Below are 21,046 nucleotides of genomic sequence, written 5' to 3'. Positions count from 1 at the left end.
GCCAGGCACCCGAAAGATAAGCCCCGGTCGTCCCAAGAGGACGAACCGGGACCGCGCTAAGAAATCCGAACCGCCGAAGCGAGTCCGAGAGCCGTGGGGAGTTAGCAGCTCCCTGCGGCTCGCCTGTCATTGCATGAGCGGCCCTCGCTCGTGCAAGAGCGAGGGCCCGATGCTTGCGCCACGCGCTACCCGAGGTGATCGTCGAGCCACTCGACGGCGTCGCGGATGACGCGATCCTTCTTGAACTCGTTGAATATCTCGTGGCGCAGGCCCGCGTAGATGCGAAGCGACTTGTCCACCGACGAGACTTCGCGGAACATGTCGATGCTGTCCTGCGGATCGACCAGGCCGTCGTCGGCGCCGTGCAGCAGGATGACCGGGTCGGCGAACGCGGCGGCCTGCTCGCGCAGCCAGAGATGGCCGTCGTGCACGGCGCGCAGCAGCGCCACTGAGAACTCCTTGATCACGAAGGGGTCGGCCAGGTACGCCTCGCCCACGGCGGGGTCGGAGCATACGCCGTCGCCCAGCTCGTTGGGCAGGTACGTCTCGGGATCGAGCCCCTGATCGACCGCGCCGGAGGCCAGGCCCGCATGGTCGCGTGTCCAGGCGCCCGACAGCACGTAGCCGGCCAGCTTGCCGGGATGCGCGGTGCCGTAGCTGGCAGTGCCGAAACCGCCCATCGAGTGGCCGATCATGAACACCGGCAGCCCGGGGAACTGGGCGCGCGCCTCCTCGACGAACAAGTCGGTGTCGGACACGATCTGCATGCGATCGTCGTACCACACTTTCTTCCCCATGGATCGTCCGTGTCCGCGATGGTCGAAGCGCACGACGGCGTACCCTGCCTCCAGCAGCCGTTCCGCCACGTAGTCGTACCGTCCGAAGTGCTCGCACAGGCCGTGGACGATGACGACTGCCGCCTTCGGTCGCTCCGGCGCGTCGATGCGCCCGACCAGCAGGAAGCCTTCAGAGGTCTGTTTCGTCAGTTGCTGCTGCATGCGCAATCCCTTCTCTCGGGTCGATATGCTGCGAACATTGTAGCGCGAGCGGCGGGTGCTCCGCTCGCCAAGGATACCACGCGATTCCTTTGCTCGCCGGTGCGGTGCGGGGAGGCGATGCACTCTTGGCACAGATCGCACGGTATGAACGATTCTCGAGGACGACGTTGAAACGCCACCTGGGGATTTGCTGATATATGCTCTTCAAGAAGTGCGAAAGGCTGCAAAAAATCGTTCATATCGTGCGATCTGTGCCAAGAGGATGCGAATCTGGCGGCGCCTGCTTGTGTCCATTCCGTCGGGCGCGTCGACGGCACGTTTGCCAAGGCGGCCCGCATGCCCGACAATGTAGGCCACAGCAAACGCAGCAGCGGAGGGATTCACATGGCCGGCAAGCTCATCATATGCCCGACGCCCATCGGCAACCTGGGCGACATGACCGAGCGTGCGCTCGAAGCGCTGCGCACGGCCGACGTCGTGTGTGCCGAAGACACGCGCGTGACGGGCAAGCTGCTGGCCGCCTATCGTATCGAGAAGCGCCTCGAACGCCTGGACGAGGCGCTCATCGGCGAGCGCGCTGCCTCGCTCGTGGAGCGCGTCGGCGCGGGCGAGATGATCGCCTATTGCTCGGACGCCGGCATGCCGGGCGTGTCGGATCCGGGGCTGCGCCTCGTGCGCGCGGCCCGCGAGGCCGACGTGCCGGTTGAGGTGCTCCCGGGCCCCACCGCCGCGGCGACGGCGTACGTGGCCAGCGGCAGCGCGAACCCGCGCTTTTACTTCGGCGGCTTCTTCCCGCGCAAGGATGCCGAGCGGCGCGCTACGGTGGAGAGCTTGCGCGCGCTCGACGCGGCGCTGTTGTTCTACGAGAGCCCGAACCGCCTCGTGGCCGCCCTCGACGCGCTCGCAGCCGTGCTGCCGCATCGCGAGATCGCCGTGTGCCGCGAGCTGACGAAGCTGCACGAGGAAGTGGTGCGCGGCCCGTTGCCGCAGGTTCGCGACGTGTTCGCGGCGCGCGAGCGGGAGGGCGCGGGCATCAAGGGCGAGATCGTGCTCGTGATCGAAGGCCCGAGCGCCGCCGAGGACGCCGCTGCCGAGCAGGACGCCGAAGCCGCCGCGCGCGAGCGGGCCGTCGAGCTCAAGGCCGCAGGTGCGCGCAACAAGGAGATCGCGCGCGCCATCGCCGAGGAGTTCGGCGTCGCGCGCAACGTTGCGTACGACATCGCGCTGGGAGCGTAGGCGACAGGCATGCCGCGCGGGGCGAACAGAGCGATCGGAGACGGCGCCTCGTCGATGACGCGCCCGTTCGCGCGCTACGTGTCGCTCAACGTGCTGGGCATGGTGGGCCTGTCGGCGTACATCCTGGCGGACACGTTCTTCATCGCGAACGGGGTGGGCTCGGACGGCCTCGCGGCGCTCAATTTCTCCATCGTGCTGTACACGGTGCTGCAGGCCACGGGCCTCATGCTGGGCATCGGCGCGGCCACCGAGTTCCAAGTGTGCTCCGCGCGCGGCGATCGCGCGGGGGCGAACCGCGTGTTCTCCACGGCGCTCGTCATGGCGGGCGCTGCTGCGGCAGTGTTGCTCGTAGGGGTTGAGGCGTTCGCTGCGCCGCTGTCGTCGCTGCTCGGCGCCGACGAGGCGACGCTGCCGCTGACCGAGACGTACCTGCGCACCATCTTCGCGTTCGCCCCGCTGTTCCTGCTGAACAACGTGCTGCTGCCGTTCGTGCGCAACGACGGCAGCCCGCAGCTGTCCATGGCGGCCATGCTCGTGGGAAGCCTCGGGAACATCGCGCTCGACGCGCTGTTCATCTTCGGCTTCGGATGGGGCATGTTCGGGGCGGCGTTCGCCACGGGGTTCGCACCGCTCATGAGCTTGGCCGTGCTGTCGGTCCACTTCCTGCGGCGGAAGAACACGTTCCGCCCGGTGCGCTTGCGTTTGCGCGCGCGGCTGATGGGACACATCGCGGCGCTCGGGTTCTCGTCGTTCGTGGTGGAGCTGTCGGGCGGCCTCGTGCTGCTCGTGCTCAACCTCGTCATCCTCGCGTTCGAGGGCACCATCGGCGTGGCGGCCTACGGGGTGGTGGCGAACTTCGCGTTCGTGGCGAACGCCCTGTTCGTGGGCATCGCGCAGGGCATCCAGCCGCTGGCCAGCAACGCGTACGCGCGTGGCAACGCCCGCGACGTGCGCGCGGTGCTGCGCCTGGCGCTGCTGACGGCCCTCGTCATCGCCGCGGTCACGTACGCGGCGGTGGCGCTTGCCGCCGAGCCGCTGGCGCTCGCGTTCAATCGCGACAACGACCCGCAGCTCACCGCGCTCGCCGTGGACGGCATGCGGGTGTACTTCCTCGGGTACTTCTTCGCGGGGGCGAACATCGTGGCGGCGGCGTTCTTCAGCGCGGTGGAGAAGCCGGCGCGCGGCCTGGCCATCTCCATCGTGCGCGGGCTCCCGGCCATGCTCGCGTTCGCTGCAGCGCTGGCGGCGCTGTTCGGCATGGCGGGCGTGTGGGCCACGTTCCCGGCTGCCGAAGCGGCCACGTTCGCGCTGACCGCCGCGTTCCTCGTGCGGTTCGTGCGCGGCGCGCGCGAGCCGCGGGCGGTGGCCCCATGAGCCCGCGGGCGCGTTCGGCGCGCTCGCAAGCGCAGGCGTCGCAGCCGCCCATCGAGCTCGTGGTGGACGGCCTGGTCGTGCGGCTCACACGCAAACGCATCAAGAACCTCAACTTGCGCATTCATCGCAGCGGCGGCTTCGTGGAGGTGTCGGCTCCGACGTACGTGCGCGATCGGGACGTGGAGCGGTTCGTGCGCGAGAAGCGCCCGTGGATCGACGCGAAGCTCGCCCAGGTCGCCGCATCGCCGGCCGCCGTGGCGGCCGAGGCTGCGCCGGAGCAGGTGGCGGCGTGGCGCGCCGTGGTGGAGGCGTGCGTTCCCGCGCTCGTGGAGGCGTGGGAGCCCATCATGGGCGTGAAGGCGGGCACGCTGGCGTACCGCAACATGACGAGCCGCTGGGGCAGCTGCCAGCCGTCCACGGGTCGCATCTGCATCAACGTGCGCCTCGCGCTCTACCCGCCCGAATGCCTCGAGTACGTGGTGGTCCACGAGCTGTGCCACCTGCTGGAGCGCGGCCACGGCCCGCGTTTCAAGGCCCTCATGGACGCGTTCATGCCCGACTGGCGCACCCGCCGCGCGAAGCTGCGGTAGGGAGGGCTCGCCCCCCCCCCTTGCGCACGCTGCTATCATGGAAGTATGGAGCAAGCGAACCCAACAGATCAGGAGGTCGATGGGCTGCCGAAACGGCAGCGCACCGTGGTGCTCGCGGTCATGATGGCCGGCACCACCGCCGCGTGCATCTCGCAGAGCATGATGATCGCCGCGCTGCCCACCATCATGCACGAGTACGGCGTGAACGCCTCGCTCGGCCAGCTGCTCACCACGTCCTACATCTTCACGCTCGGCCTCATCTCGGCCATGACGGCGTACCTCGTCCACCGCGTCAACTCGAAGAACCTGTTCATCGCCTCCATGATGTGCTTCGTCGTCGGCTGCGCCGCCGCGCTCGTGGCTCCGAACTACCCGTTGTTGCTGATATCGCGCCTGCTGCAAGCGGGAGGCGCGGGCATCGCGCTGCCGCTCATCCAGGTGGTGGCGCTGTCGGTGTATCCGAAAAGCGAGTACGGCCGCGCGATGGGCCTCGTGGGCCTCATCATCGGCTTCGCGCCCGCCATCGGGCCCACCGTGTCGAGCTTTCTCATCGACTTCTGGGGCTGGCGGTCGGTGTTCGTGGTGCTGGGCGCGGTGACGGTCGTCGTCGTGGCGCTCTCGTTCTTCGTGCTCACCGACGCGGTGAAGCGCGAAGGGCCGCGCGAGCGCTTCGATGCGCCGTCGGGCCTGCTGTACACGGTGGGCTTCTGCGCCATCATGCTGGGCACGACGGTGATGGAGTCCGACGGCACCTTCGACCTTGTGTCGCTGGCGGCGCTCGCGGGCGGGGCCGGGGCGCTCTTCGCGTTCGCTCGCCGCCAGCTGCGCATCGCGCATCCCCTGCTCAAGCTCTCGTGCTTCCGCAATCGCACGTTCGCCGTGTCGACGATGCTCGTGATGGTGTCGCAGATGGCGTTCATGGCCGGGTCCATCATGGTGCCTCTGTTCGTGCAGGACGTGCAGGGCGGCAGCGCCACGGTTTCGGGGCTGACCATCCTGCCGGGCGCGGTGCTGCTGGGGTTCTTGAACCCGGTGACGGGACGGCTGCTCGACCGCCATGGCGCGCGGCCCCTCATCGTGGTAGGGAGCATCGTGATGGCGGCAGGCACGCTGGCGTTCGCGGCGTGCGACGCGAGCACCCCCGAGTGGGCGGTGACCGTGCTGTACGGCGTGCGCACCGTGGGGGTCGCGTGTCTCATGATGCCGATGACCGCCCACGCCTGCGCGGCGCTGCCTCTCGAGGACATCGCGCAGGGCACGGCCATCATCACGTCGTTCCGCCAGATATTCGGCGCGCTCTCGTCGTCGGCGCTCATCGCCGTCATGGCCTGGACGTCGGCCAACGAGCTGGGTGTGGACGCTTTCGGCTTCGGCGTGAGCTTCGAGGTGCAAGCGGCGCTCATCGTGGCGGGCTTCATCGCCGGGATGGCGTTTCTGCCGCGGAAAACGCGGCTGCATCGGAATTAGCCCGATGGGGAAGCGATCGGCACGAGCGTATACTGGGCGGGGAGAAACCGAGAGAAGGGAAGGCGTATGCCGATTCCGGTTATGATCGGGGCGCTGCTTGCGACCACGGCGTTGGTGCTGTACGTGGTGGGCATCTTGATGACGGTGATCACGGGCACGGTGAAGAAGCGCAACGTCATCATGCAAACCGTGGCGGTCGTGTGCGACGCGGTTGCGACGGTTTGCATGATGGTCCAAGCGCAGGGCATCATCCCGGCCGATTTCCATGGATGGATCGGCTACACCGCGCTCGCGCTCATGGTGGTGGACCTCGTGTTCGTCATGCGTCATCGCAAAGACGGGAAGGCGTCGAGCCCCATGCGCGTTTACGCGGCGGTTGCGCTCGTGTTCTGGATCGTTTCGTACTCGCTCGGGTTCGTGAAGATGGGCTGATCGGCCTCGCTGTCCTTGGGAGTGAGGCTCCGTATGTAAGCGTCGATGGCGTCGGCGGTTTGGGTTTGCTGGTCGGCGGGGGTGATGGTGGCCTCTCCGTCTCCGTTTTGCGGGCCGTAGGTGCCGAAGCTCGCATGGTTGCCGCCTTCGATCTCCACGGTTTCAGCTCCCTTGGGTAGCAGGTGGGCGTTGTCCTCGAGCTTGGCGCGGTTGAGCACCTGGTCGTTCGAGCCGTACAGGGAGATCGCGCCCAGGTCGGTGTCCGATAGGTCGCTCGCGGAGTAGGAACCCAGCAGCACGAGGCCGTCGAGTGCGCCGTCGTCGGCATGGTCGGCCGCGTACTGCGCCGCCATCGAGCCGCCCAGCGAATGGCCGCCCACCCACCACGTTTCGACGGCGGGGAAGTCCGCGCGCACGCGGTCGGCGGCGTTGATGTCGAAGAAGGCGAAGTTGAACGGCATCTGCACCACCACGGCCAGGTAGCCGCGCTCCGCCAGATCGCGCATGAGCGGCGCGTACGCGCTGTACTCCACTTTCGCGCCCGGGTAGAACACGAGCCCGATCTCCGCGTTCGGGTCGCCGAACGCCAGGTAGCCGTCGCCCTGCTGGACGGGCAGCGTCTCGGTGGATACGAGGTTGCGATGGTTCGCGTCCAGGTCGTGGTACGAGTCGCTCGCGTACGCGAGGAACGCGGCCGCCAGCACGCACAGCAGGATGCCGAGGGCAACCAGCACGACGACGAGCGTGCGCGGTTTGCCGCGCCGGGCGGCGGCGTCGACGGTTTCGGGTGAAGATGCGGGGTCGTTCGTTTCCATGACGAGCATGGTAGCAAAAGAAGCGCGAATGCCGTTCCGGATTCGCAACGCTTAGCTTGCATTTCGCAATCATGCCAAGTATACTTGGCACTGTGATAAGAAAACTTGTCATAACAAGAGAGCGCGGACGCGTGGTTTGCCGAAGTTGGGCGCAAAGTGCGCCCCATGACAAAGTGAGGCGGGGTTTGGGGCGGCTGATCCCGATGGATTGGGAAGACGATCTCCGTTTTCCCAGGTCGCAAGACCTCCTGCCTGCCTCATATCCAAGTTTGCCAAAAGCAACTTTGTCAGGGCACCTGTTTTGCGCCCACGCTGTTCAAGCGTGCACGAAGCGAAGGGCACCCGCCTCAAGAAGGAGGTTCTTATGGACAAGGACGAGATCCTCGAGAAAAACCGCCGCGACAATGGGAACGTGGACGAACGGTTCAAGCTGATGCAGTGGCGAGCAAGCTACGTCATGGTCACGGTGATGCTGGTGGTGTGGGCGCCGTTGTTCGTGTGGGATTCCCTTCACGGCCAGAGCACGGACGTGTCGTTCGCCATCGTCATGTCGGGCGTTGCGGCCATGAACTTCTACCAGTATTACCAACTTCGCTACAAAACAGCGCTTGGGGTGGGCATCCTGGTGACGCTCGCGGTTCTCGGCATGATCGTCCACCACGTCCTCGCCACGATGTAGGGCTGCCTGATGATCAAACTACCGTCCCTCGGGTTCGACGACGTGCACGACAACGACGGCGAGCTCGAGCTGTGCAACCGGTTGAAAGCGGCGCGCGCCGAGGCGGGGCTCTCGCAGCTCGAGCTCGCGCAGCTCGTTGGCGTGTCGCGCCAGACCATCTCGTCCATCGAGACGGGGCTGTTCAACCCCACGGCGAAGCTCGCCCTCGTCCTATGCATCGCGCTCGACAAGAAGTTCGAGGACCTGTTCTACTTCGAATAAGCCGCCGCTCACTTCCAGATCTTGCGGGCGGCGGGATCGTCGGCCAGCAGCAGCTCGCGCAGCGCGTCGAGATCGTCGGCGGTCACCTCTTCCGGATCGTCGTACTCGAGCGTGTCCACCACGGCGAACGCGAAGCCGTCTTCGCCGTGCCCGTTCCACAGCTGCTGCAGCTGGCGGTTCGGGTGCCCGCCTCCGTCCAGCTTGGCTCGCAGGCTGTTGAGCTCCTTGGCCGCGTCGCGGGTGGTGCCCAGGAAGCGCTCGCCCGTGGCGAGGCAGCGCAGTTCCACCACGCCCATGTCGGGGCGGCGGTTCTTGTATGCATCACGCAATTCTTTGCGTCGGTCGGTTTTCATGCGTATCACCTCGCAGACTACGGTATCGCATGCGGTGCTGCGGCGCAATCTACGGATCGTCGACGCCAGGCGTTCGCACGCCCGCGCGGCCGCGCGTCAAGCGACGACGGCGTGCGCGGAGCCGGCCTGCATCCAGGCGATGTACGTATCGGGGTAGTGGGCGGTGAGCGCGTCCGACAGGTCGAGGCCGATGAACGACTGCACGGCGCCCATGATGCCGAGCGGGCTGGCCAGTACGTCGAGGGTGGGCACGTGGTTGGACGCCGTCGACCCGAACGCGCTCAGCGCGGCCAACGCGTCCTCGTCGCATCCCAGCGCGTAACCGGTGTTGCGTTCGTAGGCGGTCTGCACGACGGCGTACGAGTCATCGAAGCCGACGCTCGAAGCGCTCGGCAGCGTGACCTTGGAGCCGTAGCGACCGAAGCCCCATGAAGAGAGCGGCAGCTGCGTGACGACGTCCGCCTCGTTCACCACGTTGAAGATGTTGCCGAACGCCTCGTCGTGCCGGTCGGTCGCGCGTGTGGCGCACGGGGCGGCGAACGTGTAGGCGTAGATGCCCGACGAGGGCGCCAGCGCCGAGACGTCGTCTTCGGGCACGTCGAGATCGGCGGCCAGCAGATTCGCGATGGCCCCGCCGCGGCTGTGTCCCGTGATGAGGATGCGCGTATGGGCCGGGTCGACGCCCAGCTCATGCGCATAGGAGCGCAGGGCTTCCTCGACCTCCTCCTCGGCGGCTTTGAACCCGCGATGGTCGGCTTCGCCTGCGCTTTGCCCGAAGAAGTTGAAGTTGCTGAGCCATTCCGCGCCGTACGTGCCGCGGATGCCCACGAACAGCAGCGTGACGGGCTGTCCGTCCTGCTCGGAGGCGATGGTCTTGCTGGCCAGCGTGTACGCGGCCACGTCGCTCGACCCCACCAGCAACGAGCTGACCTCGTCGAGGATGCTGCTGCGCATCGCGTACGACTCGGTGCGCACGTCGTGGAACCCGAGCGCGCCCAGCGTCCGCTCGGCGTAAGGCACCGACCCGGCCACGCCGTCGTAGTACTGCGATTCGGAATTGCATACCGCCGCCAGCACGGAGCAGGCCGTGGCCAGGTCGTGCTGGTAGGTGCGGGCATCGTGGAAGAACCAGGAGTCGTCGAACGTCATCTGCGTGGACGTGCGTCCCGAGGGGTTGGCCGGGTCGAGGGCGGCCACCACTTCGCTGCAGTATTCGGCGGTGACGGTGCTGCGCGGGCTCGGCGACGCGTACGCGACGTCGACGCTCGTGTCGGCGTGCGCCACGGGAACGAGCCCCGACTCGTAACCCATGTAGCGCAGCTGCACCATGAACAGGGCGATGAGGAGGAAGCATCCGAGCAGGGAGCCGAGCACCGAGGCGAAACGTCGCACGGGATTCGTCTGCATGCACTCCTCCTTCGCCAATGGGATGCTGTCGGACGCCAGCGATCGGGTAACCTTCGTTGCAGCCAGTATACGGTGCCGTGCCGCCTTGGTGACCGATCCTCACACAACGCAAGTGAAACTTAAGCGTGCTGTAAGCATTTCTTAAGGTTCGGGCCACCTTGAAGTAAGGCGCGGCGTTCCAGCGTGAAACATTCACGTGCGATCTGCGCAGACAGCCGAGCGTGGGCTGCCTTCGTGCTACAATAGCCAGTTGCCGCTCGACAACGAACAAGCGCTGGCGGGCGGTTCTGTCCAAGCGCGCCGCATCATCCGCGAACGCGCTCGAAAACCGGCCGACGAGGCATCATGCGCCGCGCGGCCCCGAGATGTGAGGAATCACCATGTCAAAGGGAACCTACTCGTTCACCACCCCCATCTACTACGTCAACGCGGCCCCGCACCTCGGCACGGCGTACACCACCATCGCCGCCGATACCGTGGCGCGCTACCAGCGCATGAACGGCTACGATGTCGCGTTCGTCACGGGCATGGACGAGCACGGCCAGAAGGTGGCCGACACGGCCGCCGCCAAAGGCATGACCCCGCAAGCCTGGTGCGACTCCATGGAGCCTGCGTTCCGCGAGGCGTGGGACATGCTGGGCATCACGTACACCGACTTCGTGCGCACCACCGAGCCGCGCCACGCCGTCACGGTGCAGAAGTTCTGGCAGGACCTCTACGACAAGGGCTGGTGCTACAAAGGCAGCTACGAGGGCTGGTACTGCGTGCACGAGGAGACGTACTACGCCGAGAGCGACCTCGAGAAGAACGAGGAGGGGCAGCTCGTGTGCCCCGACTGCAAGCGTCCCGTGCAGAAGGCGGGCGGCGAGGAGAACTGGTTCTTCAAGCTGTCCGAGTTCGGCGACAAGCTGCTCGCGTTCTACGAGGAAAACCCCGACTTCATCCGTCCCGAGACGCGCAAGAACGAGATCGTCTCGTTCGTGAAGAGCGGCCTGAAGGACCTCTCCATCAGCCGTTCCACGTTCGACTGGGGCGTGCCGCTGCCGTTCGACGAGGGGCATGTGGCCTACGTGTGGGCCGATGCGCTGCTGGCCTACCTCACCGGCATCGGCTACGGCGACGAGGGCGAGCGCGCCGGCGAGTTCGACGAGCGCTGGCCCATGCAGTACCACTTCGTGGGCAAGGACATCACGCGCTTCCACTGCGTCATCTGGCCGGCCATGCTCATGGCGGCCGGGATGCCCATCACCCACACGGTGTTCGGCCACGGCTTTTTGCTCACGAAGGGCGAGAAGATGTCGAAGTCGAAGGGCAACGGGCTTTTGCCGGCCGACCTGTGCAAGGTGTTCGGCGTGGACGCGTACCGCTACTACTTCATGAGCGACGTGCAGTTCGGCGCCGACGGTTCCATCTCCATGGAGCGCATGGTGCAGGTGTACAACGCCGATCTGGCGAACACCTGGGGCAACCTCTGCAGCCGCGTGTTCAACATGACGAAGAAGTACTTCGACGGCCTGGTGCCCGAGGTGCCCGCCGAGACGCGGGCGAAGGAGAATCCGCTGCGCGCGATCTCCGACGAGCTGTACGCCGAATACGACGCCGCTCTGGGCGCCGCCGACTTCACTCGCGCCGCCGCTGCGGTGCAGAAGCTGGCCGGTCGCGTGAACCTCTACGTGGAGGAGAGCGCGCCGTGGAACCTCGCGAAGAGCGAGGAGACCGCAGCCGAGCTGGCCGAGGTCATCTACAACGCGCTTGAGGCCATCCGCATCATCGCGCTGTACATGGCGCCGCTCATGCCGTTCACGTCGGCCGAGGTGTTCCGTCGCCTGTCGCTGGGCGACGTGACTGCCGTGACCGACATCGAGGCGGCCACGGCTTGGGGCCAGCTGCCCGCCGGCAACCCGGTGGAGATCGGCGACCCCCTGTTCCCGCGCCTGGACATGGACGCCGTCGATTTGTCGATGGCGTAATCTCGCTCCGGCGGCCAGCCGGCCGCCGGAACCGCTCGACGTTGCGGCGCGCCCTCGCACGAGTCTCACATCCGAGGGCGCCCCTCTCCGACTAGGCTTGACCCGCGATGCAGAAAGGACGCGACCATGACCGACGAACAGAGCGCGGAGCCCGTCTTCGACGACCCGCTGTTCCGCCAGAAGCGCAAGCGCGGCACGTACCGTGTGGTCGACGCCCCGCAGCTCGAAGGGCCGGTGGCGGACACGCACACGCATTTGCAGCTGCTGCCCGACCCGTACTACGCGCTCGCGCGCTGCGCGGCGCATCAGGTGGAGTTCGTCTGCACCATCGTGGACGTGTTCGAGGACGGCTCCACCACGTTCGACCGTCTGAACTCGTGGCGGTTCGAGGCCGCCGCCGCGGCCAAGCGCTTCGTCGGCTGGACGTGAAGCGACCCCTTCCCGCGCGTGCCGCGGGTTCGCATCGCCGTCGGCTGCCATCCCCATAACGCGAAGTTCTACGACGACGGCCTCGAAGACGAGCTGCGCCGCCGTCTTAAAGACCCGCGCGTGGCGGCGCTCGGGGAGATCGGCCTCGACTACCACTACGACTTCTCGCCGCGCGACGACCAGCGCACGGCCTTCCGTCGCCAGATCCGCCTGGCGAAGGAGGCGGGGCTGCCCATCGCGCTGCATCTGCGCGAGGCGCACGACGAGGCGCTGGCCATCATGCGCGAGGAGGGCTTCCCCGAGGCGGGTACCCTGCTGCACTGTTTCAACCTCGATTGGGCCACGCTCGAGCCGTGGGTGGAGGCAGGATGCTACGTGGCGTTCGGCGGGGCGCTCACGTTCAAGAACGCGGACGAGGTGCGCGAGGCTGCGGCCCGCGTGCCGGCGGACCGCCTGCTCACCGAAACCGATGCGCCGTACATGACGCCCGAACCCATGCGCGGCATGACCTGCTTGCCCGACCACGTGCTGTTCACGGCCGAGCGGCTCGCCGAGGTGTGCGGGCGGGCTCCCGGGGCGCAGCGCGAGGAGTTCCTCGCCCAGCTCATGGCCAACGCGCGCGAACTGCTGGACCGCCCGGCGACCGCCTGGCAGAAGAACAAAGGAGCGTGACGCTTGTGAAGCGACTCATCATCAGCGGTTCCCCCCGGGCGCGGGGGCGCAGCGCGGGCGTTGCGGAGGCCGTCCGCTTCGCGTTCGAAGAGGCCGACCCCGGCGATCGCGTGGACCTCGTGTCGCTTGCGGACGTCCGCATCTCCCCGTGCACGGGGTGCGAGACGTGCGCGAGCAACAAGGGCCGCCACGAGCTGTACTGCATCATCTCCGACGACATGCTACGCGTGCGCGAGATGCTGAACGCCTGCGACGAGCTCGTGGTTGTGTCTCCCGTGTATTTCGCGGGCGCGCCGTCCCAGCTCAAGGCATTCCTCGACCGCCTGCAGCCGTACTTCTACGCCAACTGGCGCGCCAAGCCCAAGCGCCCGGCCAGCCTGTACGTGGTGGGCGAGGGGGGCGACCCGCACGGGTTCGGCCCGCTTGTGGGCGAGGTGCGCTCGGCGCTGGCCGTGGCGGGCTTCGCATTGGAATCCGTGCACGATTGGGTGGGCCTCGTCGGCGCCGACGGCGCGCTTCCCTCGGGTGCCGACGTGTTCGAGGGCGGCCGTGTGCACCCCGCTTCGGCGTACACGTGCACGGGTCCCGAGGGCACGTTCCCGCTCGGGGCTGGCACCGGCGGCGTCCGATGACGAAGCTTTCGCCGTTGGCCAGCGTGTCTCAGACGCGCGCCGTCCTGGAGGCGCACGGCCTGTCCACCAAGTACTCGTTCGGCCAGAACTTCCTCATCAACGACGCCATCTTGCAGAAGATCGTCGCGCTCGCCGATCTCGCGCCCGACGACTACGTGCTGGAGGTGGGGCCGGGCATCGGCACGCTCACCATCGCGCTGCTGAGATGCGCCGGGCGCGTGCTGTCGGTGGAGCGCGACCCCGACCTGCCAGCCGTGCTGGCGGAGACGCTCGCGCCCTGGTCCGACCGCTTCTCCCTGATCGGCAAAGATGCGCTCGATTTGACGATGGACGACCTGCGCGTGGCCGGCGCCCCGTCGGGCGCGTTGCCCAACAAGTTCGTGGCGAACCTGCCCTACGCGGTGGCCGCCACCGTGGTGCTCGACTACTTCGAGCAGTTCGCGTCGCTCGAAAGCGCCACCGTGATGGTGCAGAAGGAGGTGGCCGACCGCATGGCTGCCTGCCCGGGCACGAAGACCTACGGCGCCTACACGGTGAAGCTGCGCCTGCACGTGGAGCCGAGGGGTCGCTTCGGCGTGGGGCCGGGCAACTTCTTCCCGCCGCCGCGCGTCGAAAGCGCCGTGCTGCGCCTCGATCGCCGTCCGGTGTTCGACGACGACGGCGTGCAGCTCGATGCGGACGCCATAGCCGCCGCAAGCACCATGGCCGAGGCCGCGTTCGCCACGCGGCGAAAGACGCTGTCGAACTCGTGCAAGACCTACTTCGCCGGCCACGGCCCGCAGGGCGCGCGCGTCATCGCGCAGCTCCCTGAGCTGTTCGAACGTGCCGGAATCGACCCCAAGCTTCGCGGCGAGACCCTCGACCTCCCCGCATTCGTGCGCCTGGGAAGGGCCTACCAGCAGCTCGGTTCGCCAGCCTGACCTTGTGCGCGAAATCGCGCCTCGATATGATGCAAAAATGGGTTTTTGGCAATTTCGTCGGGTGCTGCGGGTTCTCTGACCGTGCTGGAAGAATCACGACCGGGGGTTTCTTCGAGACGAGGTTCGCTTCGCGGTGCCGAAACCCGAAGCAGATTGCCAAAAACCCGATTTTGCATCACATAGCCCTGCAATTCGGTGCGCCGTTCGCGCCCGCTTTTCCGGTTGCATTCTATTTTTAATGCCCTTAAGCTGGGGAAACTCAAGCGAAAGGGGCTCTTATGGACTATCGGTTAGACGACAATATCGCCGGCATCGTCGTGCTCGAAAACGGCGCGGTGGCGCACGAGTCGTACGACAACGGGTGCGATTCCGCAACCGCCGTGCACGTGTTCTCGGTTACGAAAAGCGTGATCGCGCTGCTGTACGGCATCGCGCTGGACGAAGGCCTCCTCGAAAGCGTCGACCAGCGCGTGCTCGACTTCTTCCCGGACTACGCGGTCAAGCGGGGCGAATGCACCATCCAGCGCATCACCGTGCGCGATCTGCTCACGATGACCGCGCCGTACAAGTACCGCTCCGCTCCCTACACGAAGTACTTCACGAGCGACGACTGGGTGCGCGCCTCGCTCGACCTGCTGGGCGGCAAGGGGGCGGTGGGGGAGTTCCGCTACGCGCCGATCATCGGCCCCGACATCCTCTCGGGCATCCTCGTGCGGGCGACGGGTCGGCCGGTGCTCGCCTTCGCGCAGGAGCGTCTCTTCGGCCCGCTCGGCATCGAGGTTGAGGGCAGCATCACATTCGGGAGCAAGGAAGAGCAGCTCGCGTTCAACAAAGCGAAGGGCATCAGCGGCTGGGTGGCCGACCCGCAAGGAGTGAACACGGCGGGCTGGGGCCTCACGCTCACGCCGCGCGACATGGCGAAGATCGGCCAGCTGTGCCTCGACGGCGGCATCTGGGACGGTCGTCAGCTGGTGTCGCGGGCTTGGCTCGACGAGTGCCTGCGCGAGTATGCGCGCTGGAATGAGATCGACCGGGGCTACGGCTACCTGTGGTGGATCGTCGACGCTGGCGAGGGAGCCTGCGCGGCCCTCGGCGATGGCGGCACCTGCATCTACTTCAATCGGAAGAAGGGTCTCGTCGTGGCCATCGCATCGCTGTTCAAACCCCGCCCGAAAGACCGCATCGACCTCATCAGGACAAGCATCGAGCCTGCTTTCGGGTAGCTAACGCACCTTCGCGTTTTCGAGCTTCTTCGCGCGGACGGCCTTGCCTTTGCCGCACTTGGGCTTCGCAAGGGGGCAGTGCTTCTTGCAGCAGGGGCACGCGCAGCCTTCCAGCGCGACGGCTTCAGCCGCCTTCGCCGCTTTCGCCTTCTTCTTCGCGGCTTTCTTCTGCTTGTGCTCCTTCGAGCTCACGAGCCTGTCCTTTCGCGCGTCGTCATGTGCGCCTCATTCTAGCATGCGCGCGGTGCGACGCTCGGGCTCCGTCCGCAGACGGCATTCCGCGATTGCGTCGTGCCTCGTCGTTTCAACTGTTGTTTTAGGAGGGAGGGAACCGCGTATCTCATCTGGGGATTCTCGCATGCAGCGGCACGCAATTGTTATGGATTTGGGGACAATCCGTGCAGATTCTGTAGAGTATTGACTTAGGTGGTATAATTTTAGGCTGTCATTTCTGCACACTGGCATACGCGAGAAAGAGTGAGCATGGATTTAGCGAAACAAGCCAAAATCGTCGACTCCATTCATGATACGTTACATGACTTCGTCGGTCAACGCCTGAAAGTTCGGGCCAACATGGGTCGTTCGAAAATCGTCGAGAGCGAAGGCGTTCTCATGCAGGTGCACCCGCAGCTTTTCATCCTCGAGGTGGATCGCAAGCGCGGCCGCACCTCCCGCCAGTCCTACCAGTACGTCGACGTGCTGACGGGCATGGTGGAGCTGTCCCAGAACGGCGAGCCGCTGTTCGAGCCGTTCGTGCCGGAATCCGCCGAAGGCATGCCCGCGGCGGACAGCGTGGACGAGCAGGAAGAGGAGAAGGTCCTGTCCTAACGGCGTTTAGGGCCGGTTCCGGCAATGGCACGGGTGTCGCGGTTGCGGCACCCGTTTTGCATTCTGGGGAGAGTTCCTCTGCCGCGCGGCGAGGTCAGCGTTTAAAATAGCGGAATGAAAGCCGAGGCCGAATCGGGACCGGCGCGAAAACCGACGCAGAGGAGGGGCGGTGGCGCAAGACCAGGCGAAGGAAGGCGTGCGCTTGCCGTACGTGCTGCGGCATTTCGACGTGTCGTACCTGGGCATCTGCGCGCCGCATGTGTGGATCTACTGCGTGGCGCATCGCGCGGGACTCGACTTCGGCGGCGTGGTCACCGGCATCCCGCTCTACAGTGCGCTGTCGGCGTTCATGCTGGCGGTGATGCTGCTCGCTTGGAAGGGGAAGGCGAGCAGCGTCGCGCCCAAGCTGGACTGGCCCCTGGCCGCGCTGCAGGCGGCGGCAACCCTGCTGCTCGTGGTGCCGCTTCCCGTCACGGGAGCCGTCGGTGCCACGGCGGCCGCGATCGCGGCGGGCATCGGCGTGGCGTGGCTGTACCTGCAATGGGCGCCGTTCTACGCGAAGCTCGACATCCGCGATGCCATCGCCTGCATCTTCTGCGCCATGGCCGTGGGATCTGCGCTCAAGGTGCCCATCGACCTGCTGCCGCCCGTCCCGGCGGCGGTCGTGCTGATGGCGCTGCCCTTCGTCTCGGCTGCCCTGGCGCGCCGCGCGCAGCGCAAGCAGCCGCCGGTAGAGCGCGCGCCACGGCTGTTCTACGACGAGAACCCCACGTCCATCCCGTGGAAGATCCTGTTCGGCGTGGCTGCGTACAGCCTGATCATCGGCGTGATCCAGGGCATGCCCATCGAGGCCGATCACACGCCGTTCTGGATGATGACGACAGTGCACCACGGAGCCGAGATCGCCGTGGCGCTGTGCGTGCTGTGGTGGGTGTTCGCGAAGGGCGGTCTGCTGCGCTTCTCCAGCCTGTGGCGGGCGATCCTGCTGTTCACGGCCACGGGGCTGTTCTTCCTGCCCGTTATCGGGTCGGCGTGGGCGGGTTGGGCGCTCGTGCTCATCTCCATCGCGCAGACGCTTGTGGTCATGCTGTTCTGGACGATGCTGGCCGACGTGGCACACCATTCGCGCACGTCGCCTTACGTCATCTTCGGCTCAGGGTGGATCGCTTACTCGCTGCCGTTCGCCCTGGGCGAGGTGGCCGGAAAGCTGGAGGGCGTGCACGGCGTGGGAGCGACCGTGCTGCAGGTGCTGGCGTACCTGCTGACCATCGCCGCCGTGTTCGCGCTCAACGAGGGGAACTTCTCGCAGCGCCGCATCTTCGCCGACCTCGAGGGCCCCACCCCCGAGCAATCGATGTTCGCGCATATCGACGAGGGCTGCGAGCGCCTGGGCGCCGAGCGGGGCCTGACGGCGCGCGAGGTGGAGGTGCTGCAGCTGCTGTGCAAGGGCCGCTCGAAAAGCTACATCGCGGAAAGCCTGTTCATCAGCGAGAACACCGTGCGCTCCCACTCGAAGCACATCTACGCCAAGCTCGATGTCCACTCGAAGCAGGAGATATTGGACCTGATCGCACGGGGGTAGGGCGAGCTACGCCTCGTGTACCGTTCCGTCCCGGTCGACGAACCACGCTCCCAGGATGGTCTCGCGCTCGCGGGCGAAGGCTATGCCGCGTTCGATGCCCAGGGCGAGCAGGGTGGTTGAATAGCCTTCGGCATCGATCGAACGGCGTGCAACCACGGTAGCCCCTGCGGCGTCGGTTGTCGCAGGGAAGCCCGTCTTCGGGTCGAGAATGTGGTGGTAGAGCGCGCCGCCGCGTTCGAAGCAGCGCTCGTACACCCCGCTCGTCACGGCCGAGGCGTCGCGCACGGCCACGGCGCCCACGATGGCGTTCTTGTCGCGCGGGTCCTGCAGCCCCACACGCCACGGGCTGCCGTCGGGTTTCTGCCCATGAGCCATCACGTTGCCGCCCAGGTTCACCACGAACGCGTCCAGCCCATGCTGCGCCAGCAGCGCGGCCAGCTGGTCGGCGATCCACCCTTTCGCGATGCCGCCCACGTCCACGGCTGCTTGCGGGTCGGCCAGCTGCGCCCACGATGCGCCGCGCTCTCCGACCTCGCTCACGCGCAGCGCCCTCCAGTCCACGTGCGCCAGCGCCCGCTCCACGTCGGCGCGCTCGGGCACGACGCCCTCGTGGAAGTTCCACAGCCGCACCACCGAGCCCACGGTGACGTCGAACAGCCCTTCGCTGTCGGCGCAGTACCCGCTGGCGGCGCGCAGCAGCTCGGCGGTGTCGTCGTGGACGGCCACGCGCTCTCCCGCGGCCGCGTTCAGCCGCGAGATGTCGGAGTGCGGCAGCGTGCGCGATAGCCGGCGCTCGAACGCGCGGCTCGCGGCGCGCGCGGCATCGAACGCGGGGGCGCACTGCGTGGAATCGGCGTAGGCCTGCAAGGTGATGATCGTGTTGAACGCGTAGAACTGATGCGTCATCATGCCCGCGTCGTTGGGCCCGTGCGTCTCGTGCACGTCCTCGAGCGGGATGGGGTCGTATGCGTCGTGATATTCCATGCCGCACAGTATATCACCCGGTTCGTGTCATGGGGCAACCTGCGAAAACACCCCGTCCGTGTACTGTTCCGCCGTTCGCTTCGGCTGCATCATGGACCCATCGCGATCGGCCGGCGAGCATCCCCTCCCTGATTTCCCGCCCGCCAGCCGACCGCGATCCGACCGCGGCCCGGCCAAAGCCGCGTCCAATAGGTGAGGGAACAGAATCGAACCAAGGAGGAGCCATGATCCAGAACCCGAACGAAATCGCCGCCCGTGCCCGCATGGAAGAGGCTATGAGCCGCATCGAGGCGAACGTGCGCACGCGCCTTCAGCTGAACCGCCGCCAGTTCATTTGCGGCAGCGCCGCCACCATGGCGCTGGCCATGCTCGGTCTCGCCGGATGCTCGCCGAAAGCCGACGCGACCGGCAGCGCCGGCGCGCAAGCCTATAAGGCCGGCACGTACGAGGCCAGCGCCGAGGGCCGCAACGGCGCCATCAACGTGAAGGTCACGTTCACCGACGACGCCATGGAGGCCATCGACGTCGAGCAGGAGGAGAGCCGCAACATCGGCGACGCCGCCATCAACATCCTCAAGGACAAGTACCTCGCATCCCAAAGCCTCAACTTCGACACCGTCACGGGCGCGTCGCTGTCGTCCATGGCCTTCGCCACGGCCGTGGCCGAGTGCGTCGATGCGGCCGGCGGCGACGTGAAGGCGCTCAAGAAGGCCGACACGGGGCTCGAGCCTGCAGCGGCCATCGACGAGGACTGCGACGTCTGCATCGTGGGTTCCGGCGGCGCGGCGTTCGCGGCGGCCGTCACCGCAGCCGAGGCCGGCAAGACGGTGGTCATGCTCGAGAAGATGGACATCTACGGCGGCAACACGAACGCCGGCGAGGGCACGCTCAACGCGCCCGACCCCGAGCGTCAGGAGCCCCTCGGCATCGAGGACTCGGCCGACTTCTTCTACCAGCAAACCTTCGAAGGCGGCGACGAGCTGGGCGATCCCGCGCTCGTGCGCATCCTCGCCGACAACGCGCTCGACGCCGTGCACTGGATGGAGGATCACGGCCTCGTGTACGAGAAGGAGCCGTTCACGGCCATCGGCGGTCTGTGGCAGCGCGGCCATGCCGTCGAGGTTGAGAACAAGGGCGATCAGGGCGGCAGCTACTACGTGTCGTGCCTGAAGGACTGCGCCGACAAGAGCGGCAAGGTCACGCTGTACACCGATGCGAAGGTGGAGCAGCTCACCGAAGAGGGCGGCGAGGTGACGGGCGTCAGCGGCACGCGGCCTTCGAGCGGCGCGGCGGTCACCGTGCGCGCGAAGTCGGTGGTGCTGGCGACGGGCGGCTATTCCCGCAACGCCGAGCTGGCCATGGAGTACGACAAGCGCGTGACGAAGGACATGCCCTCGTCCAACGTGTGCTCGTCCACGGGCGACGGCCTGGGCCTCGGCGAAGGCGTGGGCGCCGGCCTGCGCAACATGGAGCTCGTGCAGATCCACCCGCTGGGCGACCCGCAGAACGGCGGCGTGGCCACGTTCGTGGGCAACTGGCTGGGCGTGGAGAACTACGTCATGGTCAACGACGAGGGCAAGCGCTTCATCCGCGAGGACGAGCGCCGCGACACCATCGCCGACGCCATCCTCGAGCAGCCGAACGACGAGATGTGGCTGCTCGTCGACTCCACCGACATCGCGTCCGACCGTGCCGACCAGATCGCCGAGCTCGTGGAGAAGGGGCACAGCTTTAAGGCCGACGATATCTTGGACCTCGCGAACCAGATCGGCGTGCCGGCCGACGCCCTGGCCGAGACGGTGGACGGCTACAACGCCTGCGTGCGCGCCGGCGCCGACACGCAGATCGCGCCCGGCAAGGAGCTGCTCGGCACCGAGCTGTCCGACCCGGCGTACTACGCCTCGAAGCGCATCCCTACGATCCACTACACCATGGGCGGCCTGTGCATCACCACCGACGCCCAGGTGTGCACCGAAGCCGGCGAGCCCATTCCCAACCTGTTCGCAGCAGGCGAGGTGACGGGCGGCGTGCAGGGCGGCAACCGTCTGGGCGGCAACTCGTTCACCGACCTCATCGTGTTCGGCCGCATCGCCGGCGCTTCGGCGGTGGCGAACGCTTAGCGGGCGGCGACGGGGCTCAATTCGTTTCGTCTCCAATCGGGAAGGCCGGCATCCGTTCAGGGTGCCGGCCTTCG

Annotated in this window: 22 protein-coding genes; 16 read left to right on the top strand and 6 right to left on the bottom strand. The window is 66.9% G+C overall.

The annotated features are described in order from the left end of the window. Positions 1–185: 185 nt before the first annotated feature. Positions 186–998 carry an alpha/beta hydrolase gene (locus tag C1A15_RS16240; protein ID WP_101723532.1) on the bottom strand — a complete coding sequence of 271 codons (813 nt, stop codon included), beginning with the start codon at positions 996–998 and terminating at the stop codon, positions 186–188. A 384-nt stretch (positions 999–1,382) separates the two neighbouring features. On the opposite strand from C1A15_RS16240, the gene rsmI reads away from it, so the two are divergent. The 5 genes from rsmI to C1A15_RS16215 all read left to right on the top strand — a co-directional run bounded on the left by rsmI (position 1,383) and on the right by C1A15_RS16215 (position 6,097). After that, positions 1,383–2,234, top strand: a complete 852-nt coding sequence (gene rsmI, locus C1A15_RS16235; protein ID WP_101723531.1) for a 16S rRNA (cytidine(1402)-2'-O)-methyltransferase — start codon at positions 1,383–1,385, stop codon at positions 2,232–2,234. A 54-nt stretch (positions 2,235–2,288) separates the two neighbouring features. Next, the gene (locus C1A15_RS16230) at positions 2,289–3,608 is read left to right on the top strand and encodes an MATE family efflux transporter (RefSeq protein WP_245865065.1); all 1,320 of its coding nucleotides are present in this window, start codon (positions 2,289–2,291) and stop codon (positions 3,606–3,608) included. Then, a complete protein-coding gene (locus C1A15_RS16225; RefSeq protein WP_101723529.1) occupies positions 3,605–4,198 on the top strand; it encodes a M48 family metallopeptidase in 594 nt (197 codons plus the stop codon). The genes C1A15_RS16230 and C1A15_RS16225 overlap by 4 nt, the downstream gene beginning before the upstream one ends. A gap of 45 nt (positions 4,199–4,243) precedes the next feature. Beyond that, the gene (locus C1A15_RS16220; protein ID WP_101723528.1) at positions 4,244–5,665 is read left to right on the top strand and encodes a DHA2 family efflux MFS transporter permease subunit; all 1,422 of its coding nucleotides are present in this window, start codon (positions 4,244–4,246) and stop codon (positions 5,663–5,665) included. Between the two features lie 66 nt (positions 5,666–5,731). Then, the gene (locus C1A15_RS16215; RefSeq protein WP_146001880.1) at positions 5,732–6,097 is read left to right on the top strand and encodes a hypothetical protein; all 366 of its coding nucleotides are present in this window, start codon (positions 5,732–5,734) and stop codon (positions 6,095–6,097) included. Here the strand turns inward: C1A15_RS16215 and C1A15_RS16210 are convergent. Then, positions 6,031–6,912: an alpha/beta hydrolase gene (locus C1A15_RS16210; protein ID WP_245865064.1), complete on the bottom strand. Its 882-nt coding sequence runs from the start codon at positions 6,910–6,912 to the stop codon at positions 6,031–6,033. The genes C1A15_RS16215 and C1A15_RS16210 overlap by 67 nt on opposite strands. A 364-nt stretch (positions 6,913–7,276) precedes the next feature. On the opposite strand from C1A15_RS16210, the gene C1A15_RS16205 reads away from it, so the two are divergent. Next, the gene (locus C1A15_RS16205; protein ID WP_101723525.1) at positions 7,277–7,591 is read left to right on the top strand and encodes a DUF6442 family protein; all 315 of its coding nucleotides are present in this window, start codon (positions 7,277–7,279) and stop codon (positions 7,589–7,591) included. 9 nt (positions 7,592–7,600) lie between these two features. After that, positions 7,601–7,852: a helix-turn-helix transcriptional regulator gene (locus tag C1A15_RS16200; RefSeq protein WP_101723524.1), complete on the top strand. Its 252-nt coding sequence runs from the start codon at positions 7,601–7,603 to the stop codon at positions 7,850–7,852. Positions 7,853–7,860: 8 nt separating this feature from the next. Here C1A15_RS16200 and C1A15_RS16195 read toward each other — a convergent pair whose 3' ends face one another. After that, a complete protein-coding gene (locus C1A15_RS16195) occupies positions 7,861–8,205 on the bottom strand; it encodes a GIY-YIG nuclease family protein (protein WP_101723523.1) in 345 nt (114 codons plus the stop codon). A 96-nt stretch (positions 8,206–8,301) separates the two neighbouring features. Continuing rightward, positions 8,302–9,612 (bottom strand): lipase family protein, encoded by a 1,311-nt coding sequence (locus C1A15_RS16190; RefSeq protein WP_101723522.1) that lies wholly within the window; start codon positions 9,610–9,612, stop codon positions 8,302–8,304. Between the two features lie 380 nt (positions 9,613–9,992). Between C1A15_RS16190 and metG the strand changes: the two genes are divergently transcribed. The 6 genes from metG (at position 9,993) to C1A15_RS16160 (ending at position 15,458) form a co-directional block, all read left to right on the top strand. Further along, entirely contained in the window at positions 9,993–11,582 is a 1,590-nt protein-coding gene (metG, locus tag C1A15_RS16185; RefSeq protein ID WP_101723521.1) for a methionine--tRNA ligase, read from the top strand. A gap of 126 nt (positions 11,583–11,708) precedes the next feature. Continuing rightward, complete coding sequence (locus C1A15_RS16180) at positions 11,709–12,011, top strand: nitrate ABC transporter substrate-binding protein (protein ID WP_101723520.1); 303 nt, start codon at positions 11,709–11,711, stop codon at positions 12,009–12,011. Positions 12,012–12,029: 18 nt separating this feature from the next. Then, on the top strand, positions 12,030–12,683 hold the full coding sequence (locus C1A15_RS16175; protein WP_101723519.1) for a TatD family hydrolase: 654 nt from the start codon (positions 12,030–12,032) through the stop codon (positions 12,681–12,683). 5 nt (positions 12,684–12,688) lie between these two features. Next, positions 12,689–13,315: a flavodoxin family protein gene (locus C1A15_RS16170; protein ID WP_101723518.1), complete on the top strand. Its 627-nt coding sequence runs from the start codon at positions 12,689–12,691 to the stop codon at positions 13,313–13,315. Next, on the top strand, positions 13,312–14,235 hold the full coding sequence (gene rsmA, locus C1A15_RS16165) for a 16S rRNA (adenine(1518)-N(6)/adenine(1519)-N(6))-dimethyltransferase RsmA (RefSeq protein WP_101723517.1): 924 nt from the start codon (positions 13,312–13,314) through the stop codon (positions 14,233–14,235). Before C1A15_RS16170 ends, rsmA begins: the two co-directional genes overlap by 4 nt. Before the next feature lie 278 nt (positions 14,236–14,513). Next, positions 14,514–15,458 (top strand): serine hydrolase domain-containing protein, encoded by a 945-nt coding sequence (locus C1A15_RS16160; protein ID WP_101723516.1) that lies wholly within the window; start codon positions 14,514–14,516, stop codon positions 15,456–15,458. On the opposite strand, the gene C1A15_RS16155 is transcribed toward C1A15_RS16160, so the two are convergent. Then, positions 15,459–15,650, bottom strand: a complete 192-nt coding sequence (locus C1A15_RS16155) for a hypothetical protein (RefSeq protein WP_101723515.1) — start codon at positions 15,648–15,650, stop codon at positions 15,459–15,461. A gap of 291 nt (positions 15,651–15,941) precedes the next feature. Between C1A15_RS16155 and C1A15_RS16150 the strand changes: the two genes are divergently transcribed. Together C1A15_RS16150 and C1A15_RS16145 are read left to right on the top strand one after the other, a co-directional pair. After that, entirely contained in the window at positions 15,942–16,286 is a 345-nt protein-coding gene (locus C1A15_RS16150) for a Veg family protein (protein WP_101723514.1), read from the top strand. Positions 16,287–16,455: 169 nt separating this feature from the next. Continuing rightward, positions 16,456–17,868, top strand: a complete 1,413-nt coding sequence (locus C1A15_RS16145; RefSeq protein ID WP_101723513.1) for a response regulator transcription factor — start codon at positions 16,456–16,458, stop codon at positions 17,866–17,868. A gap of 6 nt (positions 17,869–17,874) precedes the next feature. On the opposite strand, the gene C1A15_RS16140 is transcribed toward C1A15_RS16145, so the two are convergent. Continuing rightward, positions 17,875–18,852, bottom strand: coding sequence for an FAD:protein FMN transferase (locus C1A15_RS16140; protein ID WP_101723512.1), 978 nt, complete (start codon positions 18,850–18,852; stop codon positions 17,875–17,877). A gap of 224 nt (positions 18,853–19,076) precedes the next feature. Between C1A15_RS16140 and C1A15_RS16135 the strand changes: the two genes are divergently transcribed. Continuing rightward, the gene (locus tag C1A15_RS16135; protein WP_101723511.1) at positions 19,077–20,972 is read left to right on the top strand and encodes a flavocytochrome c; all 1,896 of its coding nucleotides are present in this window, start codon (positions 19,077–19,079) and stop codon (positions 20,970–20,972) included. Positions 20,973–21,046 lie beyond the last annotated feature (74 nt).

Origin of the sequence: Eggerthella timonensis (genome assembly GCF_900184265.1) — a bacterium.
Classification (GTDB): domain Bacteria; phylum Actinomycetota; class Coriobacteriia; order Coriobacteriales; family Eggerthellaceae; genus Eggerthella; species Eggerthella timonensis.
This window is presented reverse-complemented; position numbering and strand designations above follow the sequence as displayed.